This window comes from Marinobacter goseongensis (assembly GCF_023156235.1).
GTDB classification, from domain to species: Bacteria; Pseudomonadota; Gammaproteobacteria; order Pseudomonadales; family Oleiphilaceae; genus Marinobacter; species Marinobacter goseongensis.
The window spans coordinates 34,429-47,724 of sequence record NZ_JAKZAI010000010.1; the positions used below are offsets into that span (position 1 = coordinate 34,429).

Annotated in this window: 15 protein-coding genes and 1 pseudogene; 13 read left to right on the forward strand and 3 right to left on the reverse strand. The window is 57.7% G+C overall.

Features of this window, described 5'->3' with window-relative positions; all coding sequences use genetic code 11:
• The first annotated feature begins 3 nt into the window (after window positions 1–3).
• The 10 genes from rpsE (at window position 4) to rplQ (ending at window position 5,629) form a co-directional block, all read left to right on the forward strand.
• A complete protein-coding gene (rpsE, locus tag MLC70_RS10615; protein ID WP_008174892.1) occupies window positions 4–504 on the forward strand; it encodes a 30S ribosomal protein S5 in 501 nt (166 codons plus the stop codon).
• A gap of 4 nt (window positions 505–508) precedes the next feature.
• Complete coding sequence (gene rpmD / locus MLC70_RS10620) at window positions 509–697, forward strand: 50S ribosomal protein L30 (protein ID WP_012139786.1); 189 nt, start codon at window positions 509–511, stop codon at window positions 695–697.
• A gap of 1 nt (window position 698) precedes the next feature.
• On the forward strand, window positions 699–1,133 hold the full coding sequence (rplO, locus tag MLC70_RS10625; RefSeq protein WP_248183661.1) for a 50S ribosomal protein L15: 435 nt from the start codon (window positions 699–701) through the stop codon (window positions 1,131–1,133).
• A gap of 17 nt (window positions 1,134–1,150) precedes the next feature.
• The gene (gene secY / locus MLC70_RS10630; RefSeq protein WP_248183662.1) at window positions 1,151–2,473 is read left to right on the forward strand and encodes a preprotein translocase subunit SecY; all 1,323 of its coding nucleotides are present in this window, start codon (window positions 1,151–1,153) and stop codon (window positions 2,471–2,473) included.
• A gap of 30 nt (window positions 2,474–2,503) precedes the next feature.
• On the forward strand, window positions 2,504–2,617 hold the full coding sequence (rpmJ, locus tag MLC70_RS10635; protein ID WP_008174902.1) for a 50S ribosomal protein L36: 114 nt from the start codon (window positions 2,504–2,506) through the stop codon (window positions 2,615–2,617).
• Between the two features lie 141 nt (window positions 2,618–2,758).
• Complete coding sequence (gene rpsM / locus MLC70_RS10640; RefSeq protein WP_048497755.1) at window positions 2,759–3,115, forward strand: 30S ribosomal protein S13; 357 nt, start codon at window positions 2,759–2,761, stop codon at window positions 3,113–3,115.
• Between the two features lie 13 nt (window positions 3,116–3,128).
• Window positions 3,129–3,518 (forward strand): 30S ribosomal protein S11, encoded by a 390-nt coding sequence (gene rpsK, locus MLC70_RS10645; RefSeq protein WP_004580767.1) that lies wholly within the window; start codon window positions 3,129–3,131, stop codon window positions 3,516–3,518.
• 18 nt (window positions 3,519–3,536) lie between these two features.
• A complete protein-coding gene (rpsD, locus tag MLC70_RS10650; protein ID WP_248183663.1) occupies window positions 3,537–4,157 on the forward strand; it encodes a 30S ribosomal protein S4 in 621 nt (206 codons plus the stop codon).
• Between the two features lie 35 nt (window positions 4,158–4,192).
• A complete protein-coding gene (locus tag MLC70_RS10655; RefSeq protein WP_213478377.1) occupies window positions 4,193–5,197 on the forward strand; it encodes a DNA-directed RNA polymerase subunit alpha in 1,005 nt (334 codons plus the stop codon).
• 33 nt (window positions 5,198–5,230) lie between these two features.
• A complete protein-coding gene (rplQ, locus tag MLC70_RS10660) occupies window positions 5,231–5,629 on the forward strand; it encodes a 50S ribosomal protein L17 (protein ID WP_248183664.1) in 399 nt (132 codons plus the stop codon).
• 60 nt (window positions 5,630–5,689) lie between these two features.
• Here the strand turns inward: rplQ and uvrA are convergent, their stop codons facing one another.
• Complete coding sequence (gene uvrA / locus MLC70_RS10665; protein ID WP_248183665.1) at window positions 5,690–8,512, reverse strand: excinuclease ABC subunit UvrA; 2,823 nt, start codon at window positions 8,510–8,512, stop codon at window positions 5,690–5,692.
• 179 nt (window positions 8,513–8,691) lie between these two features.
• Here uvrA and MLC70_RS10670 point away from each other — a divergent pair, with 179 nt between their 5' ends.
• On the forward strand, window positions 8,692–10,062 hold the full coding sequence (locus MLC70_RS10670; RefSeq protein ID WP_248183666.1) for an MFS transporter: 1,371 nt from the start codon (window positions 8,692–8,694) through the stop codon (window positions 10,060–10,062).
• Window positions 10,063–10,120: 58 nt separating this feature from the next.
• On the forward strand, window positions 10,121–10,651 hold the full coding sequence (gene ssb / locus MLC70_RS10675) for a single-stranded DNA-binding protein (RefSeq protein ID WP_282448424.1): 531 nt from the start codon (window positions 10,121–10,123) through the stop codon (window positions 10,649–10,651).
• 80 nt (window positions 10,652–10,731) lie between these two features.
• On the opposite strand, the pseudogene MLC70_RS10680 reads toward ssb, so the two are convergent.
• Window positions 10,732–11,049, reverse strand: a pseudogene (locus tag MLC70_RS10680) (helix-turn-helix domain-containing protein); the annotation flags it as partial.
• 40 nt (window positions 11,050–11,089) lie between these two features.
• Here MLC70_RS10680 and MLC70_RS10685 point away from each other — a divergent pair.
• Window positions 11,090–12,769, forward strand: a complete 1,680-nt coding sequence (locus MLC70_RS10685; RefSeq protein ID WP_248183668.1) for a DUF6701 domain-containing protein — start codon at window positions 11,090–11,092, stop codon at window positions 12,767–12,769.
• A gap of 41 nt (window positions 12,770–12,810) precedes the next feature.
• Here MLC70_RS10685 and MLC70_RS10690 read toward each other — a convergent pair whose 3' ends face one another.
• The gene (locus MLC70_RS10690; RefSeq protein WP_248183670.1) at window positions 12,811–13,257 is read right to left on the reverse strand and encodes a plastocyanin/azurin family copper-binding protein; all 447 of its coding nucleotides are present in this window, start codon (window positions 13,255–13,257) and stop codon (window positions 12,811–12,813) included.
• Window positions 13,258–13,296: the final 39 nt, after the last annotated feature.

Here is a 13,296-nt window from a genome sequence, read left to right on the forward strand (position 1 = left end):
AAGATGAGCGTTAACGAACAGAAGGCGCCTGAGCTCCAGGAGAAGCTGGTTCAGGTCAATCGCGTCGCTAAAGTTGTTAAAGGTGGCCGTATTTTCGCCTTCACCGCACTGACTGTAGTGGGTGATGGCAAAGGTCGCGTTGGTTTTGGTCGTGGCAAGGCGCGTGAAGTGCCGGTTGCGATCCAGAAGGCTATGGAAGCCGCGCGCAAGAACATGGTAGAGGTTCCGCTCGACGGCACGACTCTGCAATACCCGGTCAAGGCTCAGCATGGCGGCTCCAAGGTCTACATGCAGCCTGCTTCTGAAGGTACTGGTATCATCGCCGGCGGTGCGATGCGTGCAGTACTGGAAGTTGCCGGTGTGCAGAACGTACTGTCCAAGTGTTACGGGTCTACCAACCCGGTGAACGTGGTACGTTCCACCATCAAGGGTCTCCAGGCGACACAAGCGCCTGAGGATATTGCAGCCAAGCGCGGTAAAACCGTGGAAGAGATTCTGGGTTGAAGTCATGGCGAACGCAAAAACGATCAAAGTAACACTGACCCGCAGCCCAATCGGCTGTCAGCCCAAGCACAAGCTGTGCGTCAAGGGCCTGGGTCTCCGTAAAATCGGTCACACCGTGGAAGTGGAGGACACTCCGTCCATTCGCGGGATGATCAACCGGGTAGATTACCTGGTTCGGGTTGAGGAGAACTAAGATGCGTCTGAACGAACTTAGTCCAGAGCCCGGTTCACGTCCGGCCGCAAGGCGCGTAGGTCGTGGTATCGGTAGCGGTTTCGGTAAAACCGGTGGTCGCGGTCACAAGGGTCTGAAAGCCCGTTCAGGTGGCAGTGTAGCTCCTGGTTTCGAGGGCGGTCAGCAGCCGCTGGCCCGTCGTCTGCCGAAGTTTGGCTTCACGTCGCGTCAGCAGCGTTATGTTGCTGAGATCCGCCTGAACGAACTGGCAAAAGTTGAAGGCGACGTGGTCGATCTCGACGCCCTCAAGAAAGCCGACATCGTTCGGGATGAAATTCGCGAAGCCAAGGTGATTCTGTCCGGCGAACTGAGCCGTGCAGTGACCGTTAAAGGGCTGCGAGTGACCAAAGGCGCACGCGAGGCGATTACTGCCGCGGGTGGAAAAGTCGAAGACTAAGGCGAGTCGAGGACTAAATGGCCAAGACAGCATCATTGCCTGCGGGCGCGGGTAAAGGACTGGCAGAGCTGCGTTCGCGGCTCTGGTTTGTCTTCCTGGCATTGCTGGTGTACCGGATCGGTGCCCACATTCCGGTGCCGGGTATCAACCCAGACCGCCTGGCAGCATTGTTTGATCAGAATCAGGGCACGATCCTGAGTCTGTTCAACATGTTCTCCGGTGGTGCGCTTGAGCGCATGAGTATCTTTGCACTCGGTATCATGCCGTACATCTCTGCCTCGATCATCATGCAGCTCATGACAGCGGTCAGTCCGCATCTTGAGCAGCTGAAGAAAGAGGGTGAGGCTGGCCGTCGCAAGATCAGTCAGTACACGCGGTACGGTACGGTTGTCCTGGCTCTGGTTCAGGGCTTTGGTATTTCGGTCGGGTTGGCTTCGCAAGGCGTCACCTTCAACGACAGCTTCAGCTTCCACTTCGTGGCCGTTGTGTCTTTCGTGAGTGGTGCCGTGTTCATGATGTGGCTGGGTGAGCAGATCACCGAGCGCGGTGTCGGTAACGGTATTTCCCTGCTGATTTTTGCAGGGATCGTTGCCGGGCTGCCCGGCGCCATCGGCCAGACACTGGAGCAGGCACGGAACGGCGAGATGAGTCTGCTGGTCGTTCTCGGGATTGGTGTTCTGGCAATTGCTGTGGTGGGCTTCGTGGTCTTCATGGAGCGTGGCCAGCGTAGGCTGACCATCAACTACGCCAAGCGTCAGCAGGGCCGCCGGGTGTTTGCCCAGCAGTCCAGCCACCTGCCACTGAAGGTCAACATGGCCGGGGTTATTCCGCCGATCTTCGCATCGTCCATTCTGTTGTTCCCGGCTTCGCTCGGGCAGTGGTTTGGGCAAGGCGAGGGCATGGAATGGCTCAGCGATGTGTCCCAGGCGTTGGCGCCCAGTCAGCCTCTGTACATTATTCTGTTTGCGGCAGCAGTCGTGTTTTTCTGCTTCTTCTATACAGCACTGATGTACAACCCGAAAGAAGTTGCGGATAACCTCAAGCGCTCTGGAGCGTTTATTCCGGGCATCCGTCCAGGTGATCAGACTGCCAAGTATATTGATGGCGTACTGACCCGGCTGACGTTGTTCGGTGCAATGTACATTGCAGCAGTTTCCCTGTTCCCTCAGTTCCTGATGGTGGCCGGGAATGTTCCGTTCTATCTGGGCGGTACGTCTCTGCTGATTGTTGTAGTCGTGGTGATGGATTTCATGGCACAGGTGCAGTCACACCTGATGTCGCATCAGTATGAATCACTGATGAAGAAGTCCAATCTCAAGGGCTATGGTCGGAACGGTTAATCCCGTTCCCCTTGAAAACTGGAGTCGACAATGAAAGTACGCGCTTCGGTAAAGAAAATTTGCCGTAACTGCAAAGTAATTCGTCGCAATGGCTCAGTACGAGTCATTTGCTCGGAGCCTCGTCACAAGCAGCGTCAGGGTTAATCCTTACGGATTCAGCTCTGGCATTGTAGAGGGTACGATTAATGGCGCTTGACCTCGCATGGGGTCAAGCGCTATTATTTCGCGCCCTTTTATAGTGGCGGAAAATTCACACAGCAAAGCTTTGAACGCGGAGTAATTTGGATGGCACGTATAGCCGGTGTCAATATACCCGATCACAAACATGCTGTTATCTCGCTGACCTACATCTTCGGTGTTGGCAAGACAACAGCTCAAAAGCTTTGCGATGCAACCGGCGTCAAGCCGGACGTCAAGGTCAAGGACCTGAGCGACGAGCAACTTGAAGCACTTCGTACCGAAGTGGGCAAGGTGTCTGTCGAAGGCGATTTGCGTCGTGAAGTACAGATGAACATCAAGCGTTTGAAGGATCTCGGATGTCACCGTGGTCTGCGTCACCGTCATGGCCTTCCGGTCCGTGGCCAGCGCACCAAGACCAACGCACGCACCCGTAAAGGTCCTCGCAAACCTATTCGTAAGTAACAGGTAGGCAAACATGGCAAAGCCAGGTACACGTACCCGTAAAAAGGTGAAAAAGACGGTTGTTGATGGCGTCGCGCACATTCACGCGTCCTTCAACAACACTATCGTGACCATTTCTGACCGTCAGGGCAACGTCCTGTCCTGGGCTACCTCTGGTGGTTCCGGTTTTCGTGGGTCACGCAAGAGTACACCTTTTGCTGCGCAGGTAGCAGCTGAAAGAGCCGGTAATGCGGCTGCTGAATACGGCCTTAAAAACCTGGACGTAGAGGTTAAGGGTCCTGGGCCCGGACGTGAATCCGCTGTACGCGCGCTGAATGGCTGCGGGTACAAGATCACCAACATCACTGATGTGACGCCGATTCCCCATAACGGCTGTCGTCCGCCCAAAAAGCGCCGCGTCTAACACAGGAGACAGTGAATTATGGCTCGTTATATAGGCCCGAAGTGCAAGCTGTCTCGTCGTGAAGGGACAGATCTTTTTCTGAAGAGCGGTGTTCGCGCGCTCGATTCGAAGTGCAACATCGAGACTCCGCCGGGTATGCACGGCGCGCGTCGCGGTCGTCTGTCCGAGTACGGCGTACAGCTTCGTGAAAAGCAGAAAGTTCGTCGTATTTACGGTGTGCTCGAAAAGCAGTTCCGTAACTATTACAAAGAGGCGGCCCGCATCAAAGGTGCAACCGGTGAAAACCTGCTGCAACTGCTTGAAGCGCGTCTCGACAACGTTGTATACCGCATGGGTTTTGGTTCTACCCGTGCTGAATCCCGTCAGCTCGTTTCTCACAAAGCGATCCTGGTCAATGACAAGGTGGTGAACATTGCTTCCTACCAGGTCAAGCCGGGCGATGTTGTGAGCGTGCGTGAAAAGGCAAAAAACCAGCTCCGCGTTAAAGGCGCGCTGGACCTGTCTTCAGGCCGCGCACCGGTGAGCTGGGTAGAGGTCGACGCCAGCAAGATGTCAGGCGTTTACAAGTCAGTGCCCGAGCGTACTGAACTGCCGGCCGACATCAACGAGAACCTCATCGTCGAGCTTTACTCGAAGTAAAGCCCAGTTAGCAACGAGAGCAGATAGGGGCGTCTATGCAGCGTTCAGTACATGAGTTATTGACACCTCGTACCATTGACGTGAAGGAATCAAACGCCACGCGCGCCAAGGTGACCCTGGAGCCTCTGGAAAGAGGTTTCGGCCACACCCTGGGCAGTGCACTGCGTCGTATACTCTTGTCCTCAATGCCGGGCTGTGCGATTACCGAAGCACAGATCGACGGTGTTCTGCACGAGTACAGCGCAATCGAGGGTGTCCAGGAAGACGTCATTGAGATTCTTCTGAATCTCAAAGGCGTGGCGGTCAAGATGGGCGGTCGGGACGAAGCTGAGGTTACCCTCAGCAAGAAAGGTCCGGGCGTCGTCACAGCCGGAGATATCAAGCTGGATCATGATGTCGAGATCACCAACCCGGATCATGTGATCTGTCACCTGAGTGAAAACGGTGAAGTGAACATGCGTCTCAAGGTTGCCCGTGGTCGCGGCTATGAGCCTGCTGATCAGCGGGGTCTGGACGAGGACGAAACTCGCGCTATCGGACGCCTGCAGCTGGACGCAACCTTCAGTCCGGTTCGTCGTGTCGCTTACGCCGTGGAAAGTGCACGGGTAGAGCAGCGCACCGATCTGGACAAGCTGGTTATTGATCTGGAGACCAATGGCACTATCGATCCGGAAGAAGCGATTCGCCGGGCCGCGACCATTCTCCAGCAGCAACTGGCGGTGTTTGTTGATTTCGATCATGAGAAGGAACCGGAGCGCGTCGAGGAAGAGGAAGAAATTGATCCTATCCTGCTGCGTCCGGTCGATGATCTGGAACTGACAGTGCGTTCAGCTAACTGCTTGAAGGCTGAGAACATCTACTACATCGGCGATCTGATCCAGCGCACAGAAGTTGAGCTGCTGAAGACGCCTAACCTTGGTAAAAAGTCGCTGACCGAGATCAAGGACGTTCTTGCGTCCCGTGGTCTGTCACTGGGCATGCGTCTTGATAACTGGCCGCCGGCAAGCCTCCGTGGTGATGACCGGGTTCTGGGCGGTTAATCGCCGATTGGTTTAAGGTAAGGAATAAGAGCAATGCGTCATCGTAAGAGTGGTCGTAAGTTCAGCAGGACCAGTGCGCATCGCAAGGCCATGTTCCGTAACATGACTGCGTCACTGGTTGAACACGAGCTGATTAAGACAACGCTGCCGAAAGCTAAAGAGCTTCGTCGTGTAGCCGAGCCTTTGATCACGCTCTCTAAGAATGATTCGGTCGCGAATCGACGTCTGGCGTTTTCACGCCTGCGTAGCGATGCGGCGGTAGCCAAGCTGTTCAATGAGCTGGGCCCCCGTTACAACGAGCGTCCGGGTGGTTACCTTCGTATTCTGAAGTGCGGCTTCCGTGCTGGCGACAATGCCCCTATGGCATTCGTTGAGCTGGTTGGCCGTCCGCTGGATATCGAAGCGGAAGAAGTGGACGAAGGCGAAGAATAAGCTCTTCGCTGCCGCCACAAAAAAAGCCGGAGGGAAACCTCCGGCTTTTTTTATGTCTGTTTATTTTTCCAGCATGGGTTTGAGGTAGTGTCCGGTGTGGGAGGTTGCGCTTCCGGCGACGTGTTCAGGCGAGCCTTCGGCAATGATCTGGCCGCCACCCGATCCGCCTTCCGGGCCGAGGTCAATGATCCAGTCGGCAGTCTTGATCACGTCCAGATTGTGCTCGATCACCACAATGGTGTTGCCGTGGTCGCGCAGCCGCTGAAGCACGTTGAGCAACTGTTGAATATCATAGAAGTGCAGGCCGGTGGTGGGTTCATCGAGGATGTAGAGTGTCTTGCCGGTGTCCCGTTTGGACAGCTCTTTCGCCAGTTTGACCCGTTGGGCCTCGCCCCCGGACAGCGTAACCGCACTCTGCCCCAGGCGAATGTAGGACAGCCCCACATCGATGAGTGTCTGGAGCTTGCGAGCGATGAACGGCACCGGGTCGAAAAATTCCCGGCCTTCCTCAACCGTCATCTCGAGGACTTCGTGGATGCTCTTGCCCTTGTAGCGAACCTCCAGCGTTTCCCGGTTGTAGCGTTTACCCTTGCAGACGTCGCAGGGGACGTACACATCGGGCAGGAAATGCATTTCGACCTTGATCACACCGTCGCCCTGACAGGCCTCGCAGCGCCCGCCCTTGACGTTAAAGCTGAAGCGTCCGGGTTTATAGCCGCGGGAGCGGGCTTCCTGGGTGCCGGCAAAGAGCTCCCGAATGGGCGTGAACAGCCCGGTGTACGTGGCCGGGTTGGAGCGCGGGGTGCGACCGATGGGGCTCTGGTCGATGTCGATGACCTTGTCCAGATGGTCGAGCCCCTTGAGGCTGTCGTAAGGAGCGTGATTCAGGCTCGTCGCCTTGTTGAGTTTCGCCGCGGCGACGGGGTACAGCGTGCCGTTAATCAGGGTCGACTTGCCGGACCCTGATACGCCCGTCACGCAGGTCATCACACCCAGCGGAATGGTCAGAGTGACATTCTGCAAGTTGTTCCCGCTGGCGCCGGCCAGCACCAGCTGTTTGCCGTTTCCAACGTTGCGCTCAGCCGGAATGGCGATTTCTTTGGTGCCGTTCAGGTATTGTCCGGTCAGGGAGTCGGGGTTGTTGATGATCTGCTCTGGCGTCCCCTGTGCAATGATCTGGCCGCCATGAACGCCAGCGCCCGGGCCGATGTCGATGACATGGTCAGCGGCGCGAATGGCGTCTTCGTCGTGCTCGACCACGATCACTGTGTTGCCCAGGTCCCGGAGGTGGGTGAGGGTAGCCAGTAGGCGGTCGTTGTCGCGCTGATGGAGGCCGATGGAGGGTTCGTCCAGGATATACATCACGCCCACAAGGCCCGCTCCGATCTGGCTCGCCAGGCGGATTCGCTGGGCCTCACCGCCGGATAGCGTGTCGGCACTGCGTTCAAGTGTGAGGTACTCCAGTCCTACATTGACCAGGAACTGCAAACGTTGCCGTACCTCTTTCAGGATCTTCTCAGCGATTTCGCCCTTGCGGCCCGGTAGGGCGAGGGACTCGAAATAGCTGTGGGCCTCGCCTACCGGGAGATGAGTGACATCGGAGATGTTGTTCTCTTCAATGAACACATGCCGGGCACCGCGCCGCAGTCGTGAGCCGTGGCAGTCCTTGCACGGCTGAGTGCTCAGGTTCCGTGCCAGCTCTTCGCGCATGCTCTGGGAATCGGTTTCACGGTAGCGGCGTTCCAGGTTGGGCAGGATGCCCTCAAACGGATGTGCCTTTTCCATGCTGTGACCGCGGGAGTTCACATAGCGGAAGGGAATGTCGTCGGAGCCAGAACCGTATAGCAGAGTCTGCTTGAAGCTGTCCGGAAGATCGGCCCAGGGGGTTTCCATGTCGACGCCATAGTGCTCGGCAACACTGGTCAGCATCTGGAAATAATACACCGCCCGGCGGTCCCACCCTTTGATAGCGCCGGCGGCCAGGTTGGCCTCCGGATGCTGGACGATTTTCTCCGGGTCAAAGAACTGTTTGACGCCCAGGCCATCGCAGGTCGGGCAGGCGCCAGCGGGATTATTGAAGGAAAACAGGCGCGGTTCGAGTTCGCTCAGGGAATACCCGCACTGGGTGCAGGCATACCGTGCGGAGCAGGTGTGTTCCTCTCCGTCCCCGGTCATCGGGGCAACCAGGGCGATGCCGTCGGCCAGTTCGAGCGCAGTTTCGAAGCTCTCCGCCAGGCGCTGTTCCAGCCCAGGTTTTACCTTGAAGCGATCCACCACCACGTCGATCTGGTGTTTGCGCTTCTTGTCCAGTGCCGGTACGTCATCAATGTCATACACCGTGCCGTCGATACGCAAACGGATAAAGCCCTGGCTGCGCATGGTCTCGACAATCTGCAGGTGTTCACCTTTGCGATCCCGGATCACCGGCGCCAGAATCATCAGCCTGCTTTCATCCGGCATGGCCAGAACCTGATCAACCATCTGGCTGACGGTTTGTGCTTCCAGCGGCTGGTGGTGATCGGGGCAGCGAGGTTCACCGGCACGGGCGAATAGCAGGCGCAGGTAGTCGTAGATTTCGGTAATGGTGCCGACGGTGGAGCGCGGGTTGTGGGAGGTGGATTTCTGCTCAATAGAAATGGCCGGTGAGAGCCCCTCGATGTGATCTACGTCGGGCTTTTCCATCATCGAAAGAAACTGACGGGCGTAAGTGGAGAGCGACTCCACGTAACGGCGCTGCCCCTCCGCGTAAAGGGTGTCAAAAGCGAGGGATGACTTCCCCGAGCCGGACAGGCCGGTAATGACAATCAGCTTGTCCCTTGGTATATCCAGGTCAATGTTCTTCAGATTGTGGGTACGCGCACCTTTGATCTGGATATGATCCATAACACCTCGCTTCAAGAAAAACAGGGATTATACCGTGTTATCCGCCGCCCGGCGAAAGCCGTGACGGTAAGTAATGACAGGTCAAGCCACGGTGCCGTGACCTGCGTGGTTCTGATACAATACGCGGTCTCCGGAAAGGCGATGTCCCGCCAGAAACCGTTTTGAGGATAATCTCCCCCATGAATCCACTGGAAAGGCGATCCGTCGCAGCGCTGGCATCGGTGTATGCCATGCGGATGCTTGGCCTGTTCATGGTGATGCCGGTATTTGTCCTGCTGGGTGATGAGTTGCAGGGCGCGACGCCGGCTCTGATCGGCTTCGCCATCGGCGCCTACGGACTGAGTCAGGCTTTACTGCAGATACCTTTCGGCCTGCTGTCTGATCGGGTTGGCCGTAAACGCATGATTTATCTTGGTCTGGTTCTGTTTGCGGCCGGCAGCCTCGTAGCCGCGTCGACCGATTCCATATACGTTGTAATCGCCGGACGGATTCTTCAGGGCGCCGGCGCCATCGCCAGCGTGCTGATGGCGTTGCTGAGTGACCTGACGCGGGAAGAGGAGCGCACCAAAGCCATGGCTACGGTGGGTATCTCCATCGGGTTGTCGTTTTCTGTGTCGCTGGTGCTGGGCCCCCTGATCGGCTCGGCTTTCGGTTTGTCCGGGCTCTTTTATCTGACGGCCATGCTGGCGGTTGTCGCGATGTTCGTTGTCTGGCGGCTGGTGCCCACACCCCATCAGCACAAGGTCAGCGCCGATACCCACCCCGCGCGGGAAATGCTGTCCAGGGTGCTGGTGGATCGTCGGTTGCTGCGTCTGGATTTCGGAATTTTTGCGTTACACCTGGCATTGACGGCGATATTTCTGGTGTTTCCTTTGCTGCTTCAGGACCAGCTCGGGTTGGCGTCGTCCGACCATTGGTGGTTCTACCTGACGGTGATGGTGACCTCGTTTTTCGCGATGGTGCCGTTCATTATCCTTGGTGAGAAGCTGCGTAAGATGAAGCCGGTGCTCTGCGGTGCCATTGTGCTGCTTACCCTGTCAACGGCCGGGCTGGCCGAGGTGTCGGGCAGCTTGGTGGCGGCCTGGGGGGTGTTGTTCCTGTTTTTCATGGCGTTCAACCTGCTGGAGGCGTCATTGCCATCATTGATCAGCAAGGAGGCGCCAGCAGCCAGTAAGGGAACCGCCATGGGGGTGTATTCCACGTCCCAGTTCATGGGCGCGTTCGTGGGGGGCGCTGTCGGCGGGTTGCTGATGGAGGCGGCCGGCGTCAGCGGCGTCTTGTGGTTGATGGTTGGTGTTCTGGTATTGTGGTTACTGGTCGCCCTGACCATGCCGGCGCCGGGTTACACCACCAGTTTCGTGGTACAGTTGAAAGAAGTGGCGCAAAGCCAGTTTGATAGTATTGATGACGCCTTGATGGCGCTGCCCGGTGTTCAGGATGTAGTGATCCTTGAAGACGCGGGTACGGCCTATCTGAAGGTGGACCGTCAGCATTTTGATAAAGGGTTACTTGCGGACTTTCCATTTGTCCGGCAGGGTAACGGTTCTTGAAATTTGGAGGCCCGCATGGACGACGGGTTGTCCCTGAAAACAGAGTCAGGAGCAGATCATGGCACGAGGCGTAAACAAGGTCATTCTCATCGGTAACCTGGGACAGGACCCCGATACCCGTTATACCCCCAACGGCAATGCGGTGGTGAATCTTAACCTTGCAACCGACGAGAGTTACAAGGACAGGCAAACCGGTCAGATGGTGCCGAAAACCGAATGGCACCGGGTGGTGATGTTCGGCAAGATCGCCGAAGTGGCCGGTCAGTACCTGCGCAAGGGCTCCAAGGTCTACATTGAGGGCAAGCTGCAGACCCGTAAATGGCAGAATAAGGAAGGCCAGGACGTGTACACCACCGAAGTGGTGGTGGATATCAACGGCCAGATGCAGATGCTCGACAGCCGCGGCGCTGACGGCGGTGGGATGTCACAGGGTGCGCCTGCCGGCCGTCCTCAGCAGTCCAGCTACAATGCGCCGCCAGCCAATCAGGGTAACCAGCCCCCGCAGCAGCAGTCCGGTGGGTACAGCCAGCCGTCCCAGGGCAGCATGCCGGAGCCGGTGGATGATTTTGACGACGACATCCCGTTCTAGCGGAGACTACATCCAGGCCACCAACGTTACGCTTTGTCGTTCATATCTCTGAAGCCTCCCTGTAATGGGGGCTTCAGGTTTTAGTCCTCGCCATCATCGGGGTGATCCATCCCCAGCTCGTTAATTTTCCGAGTCAAGGTGTTGCGTCCCCAGCCCAGTAATATAGATGCGTCACGGCGCCGGCCCCCGGTGTGCTTCAGAGCGGTTTCAATCATGATCTTTTCAAATTCGGGTACCGCGGTATCCAGAATGCTTTTGCGGCCCCGCTTGAGCTCCTGTTCGGCCCAGTTTCGCAGGCCCTCCTGCCAGGTCTGACCGGTGGCCGGCGTCTCGGCCTGGTGGAGCAGTTCCGGCGGCAGGTCATCAATGTGAATCTCCCGCCTCCAGGCGGTCACGCTTTGTCAGGCTGGTGGTGGGGGGCTTTCGGCTGCCAATTGCGTGCTCGAGTTTTTCGATTCCGGGCTCGCGTTCGATGTGCCGGATCTGACATCCCACAAGCCTTCCGGACCCGTCGAAGTAAGGGCGGTGCGACGGGACGATGCAACCCAGGCCTGCGTGCCGGCATTCGAGAACGTGGAGCGGCCGGTTCAGTTCTGGTCTACCTATATCGATCCGGACGAAAACAACCGGCCCGTCAGCCGTGCGCTGTCCGTTGATGGGGAGGATGTGAGCGGTGACTCCGGCGCACCAACCACCATCAATCTGGACTTCGGGCCAGGGGGCATCGCGGAGATGGACGTGCGCTATCCGGATGCCGGGCGAATGCAGCTGGATGGGCGCTACCTGGGGTCCGCAGCCACTGAGGATGAGGGGCTGGTGATGCCTGGCTCGGATCAGTTTGTCAGCGTGCCGGCGGGGCTGTGCGTCCGCACTGACGGTGAGTGCGCGGCGGGGGACGCCTCGTGTCCGCCGTTTGCCAGGGCAGGTGAAGATTTTGACCTTTCCATCACTGCAGTGGGCTGGCAAAGCGATGGTGACAGTGATTTCTGCGTGGGTAATCCGGTGACGCCCAACTTTCGCTTGCTGGATGTTCCGCTGTCTTCGGCCGTAAATGCTCCCGCGGGGGGCGTAGATGGCGTCATTACGCCAACGAGCTACTCCCATACCCGGTCGGCGGATGCCACGGAAACAGTGAGTGCCAGGATTTCGGAAGTAGGTGTTTTCGAGTTTCAGGCAACACCGGTTGCGGGCGGGTATCAAGGGCAGACGGTGCCCCAGGGTATCAGTGCTCCGACAGGTCGCTTTTACCCCGATCGATTCGCGGTAACGGTCGACCCGGGTGAGCTGGCTGCAGAGTGCTCGGTGGCGGCGCCCTTCAGCTACACCGGGCAGGATATCGGGTGGTCCCTGGCGCCAATCCTCGAGATAGAGCCGTTGTCTGTGCAGGGAACCCGAACCCTGAACTACACCGAGCCCGGTTTCCAGCGGCTTTCGGCTTCAGATGTCGCCCGCACAACTCCAATGGCGGATACCACGGCACTGAACATTGAAGACGATCCGTTGTCGGTTACCGCAAACGCCGGTCCCGGCTCGCTGACCGAGGTTGAGCCGGGGCTGCTGCAGTTCAGTTACTCCACGGCAGACACCGTTCGCTACAATAAATTGCCGGAAGCCCGTGTAGCCCCCATTGAACCCGATCTTGAGTACATCGTCACGGATATAACAGATGCGGATGGCGTCACCGGTGAAAATGCGCCCTATGAGTTTACGCCCGCCGCTGATTTTGATGTGCGATATGGGCGGTTGACCATGGACAACGTGTATGGCCCCGAGAACATCCCGGAGCTGTTGATGGCCTTCCGGCTGGAGTACTGGAACGGGTCGCGGTTTGTGGTCAATACGGCAGACAGCTGTCCCCCCTGGACCACCGATGACATCACCAGCCCGGCGGAGCATCACACACTAGCGGCGGACTCCGGAACATTCAGTGGTGGTGAGGCGGGCCCGCTAAGCCTGCAGCCGGAGGGCTCCCAGGGCACGGACACCCTGACATGGGCTGTGGAAGAGTGGTTACAGGATGACGTTAATGAAGATGGCACCCTGGACGCGCCCTCCGCCCTGGCCACTTTCGGCGTCTACCGCGGCCACGACCGGGTGATCTACTGGCGTGAGCGGTAAGCGGAGCCGCTGCGTGCTTGGGCTTGAGCCCGGGAGTGACATCAGTAGATGTTTACACTCCCCGCCATGCCCGCCTCTTCGTGCCCGCTGACAGAGCAGACAAGGTCGTTGAATTCGCCCGTCTGGACTGGCACGAACCACCATTCTGCCCTGTGCCCGGGAAATACTTCTATCTCCTGTATCTGCCCCTTGATTTCAGCTGTCCGGTCGCCGTTGGGTGCATAGGTCTGGGCTTTTCTGGTGAACACGGACCGCGCAAGACCCACTGATGAAAAGTAATGGGGGTGCGGGCTGTTGTTGATCAGAACTAGTCTGTAGAGCTTGCCCGTCTCGAACTCGAGCTTCGATGGCTGGAACACCATTTCACCAGTTTCAGAGCCCAGGTTTACTTCTACCACGTTGGGTGTCTGCCGGGTCAGGTCGCCTCCGGCGTGCGCAGGAAGAGCCATAGTGAGGCATAGTGCGAAAAGAATGGTCAGACGTTTCATCGGCTAAATCTCCGGTGCAAGACAACCTTACGTTAGCAG

What these genes read in the sequence shown, in the direction of transcription:
- rpsM (WP_048497755.1), top strand. Translation starts at nt 2,759, where the DNA reads ATGGCACGTATAGCCGGTGTCAATATACCCGATCACAAACATGCTGTT.
- uvrA (WP_248183665.1), bottom strand. Translation starts at nt 8,512, where the DNA reads ATGGATCATATCCAGATCAAAGGTGCGCGTACCCACAATCTGAAGAAC.
- rpmJ (WP_008174902.1), top strand. Translation starts at nt 2,504, where the DNA reads ATGAAAGTACGCGCTTCGGTAAAGAAAATTTGCCGTAACTGCAAAGTA.
- secY (WP_248183662.1), top strand. Translation starts at nt 1,151, where the DNA reads ATGGCCAAGACAGCATCATTGCCTGCGGGCGCGGGTAAAGGACTGGCA.
- rpsE (WP_008174892.1), top strand. Translation starts at nt 4, where the DNA reads ATGAGCGTTAACGAACAGAAGGCGCCTGAGCTCCAGGAGAAGCTGGTT.
- MLC70_RS10670 (WP_248183666.1), top strand. Translation starts at nt 8,692, where the DNA reads ATGAATCCACTGGAAAGGCGATCCGTCGCAGCGCTGGCATCGGTGTAT.
- rplO (WP_248183661.1), top strand. Translation starts at nt 699, where the DNA reads ATGCGTCTGAACGAACTTAGTCCAGAGCCCGGTTCACGTCCGGCCGCA.
- MLC70_RS10655 (WP_213478377.1), top strand. Translation starts at nt 4,193, where the DNA reads ATGCAGCGTTCAGTACATGAGTTATTGACACCTCGTACCATTGACGTG.
- ssb (WP_282448424.1), top strand. Translation starts at nt 10,121, where the DNA reads ATGGCACGAGGCGTAAACAAGGTCATTCTCATCGGTAACCTGGGACAG.
- rpmD (WP_012139786.1), top strand. Translation starts at nt 509, where the DNA reads ATGGCGAACGCAAAAACGATCAAAGTAACACTGACCCGCAGCCCAATC.
- rpsD (WP_248183663.1), top strand. Translation starts at nt 3,537, where the DNA reads ATGGCTCGTTATATAGGCCCGAAGTGCAAGCTGTCTCGTCGTGAAGGG.
- MLC70_RS10690 (WP_248183670.1), bottom strand. Translation starts at nt 13,257, where the DNA reads ATGAAACGTCTGACCATTCTTTTCGCACTATGCCTCACTATGGCTCTT.
- rpsK (WP_004580767.1), top strand. Translation starts at nt 3,129, where the DNA reads ATGGCAAAGCCAGGTACACGTACCCGTAAAAAGGTGAAAAAGACGGTT.
- rplQ (WP_248183664.1), top strand. Translation starts at nt 5,231, where the DNA reads ATGCGTCATCGTAAGAGTGGTCGTAAGTTCAGCAGGACCAGTGCGCAT.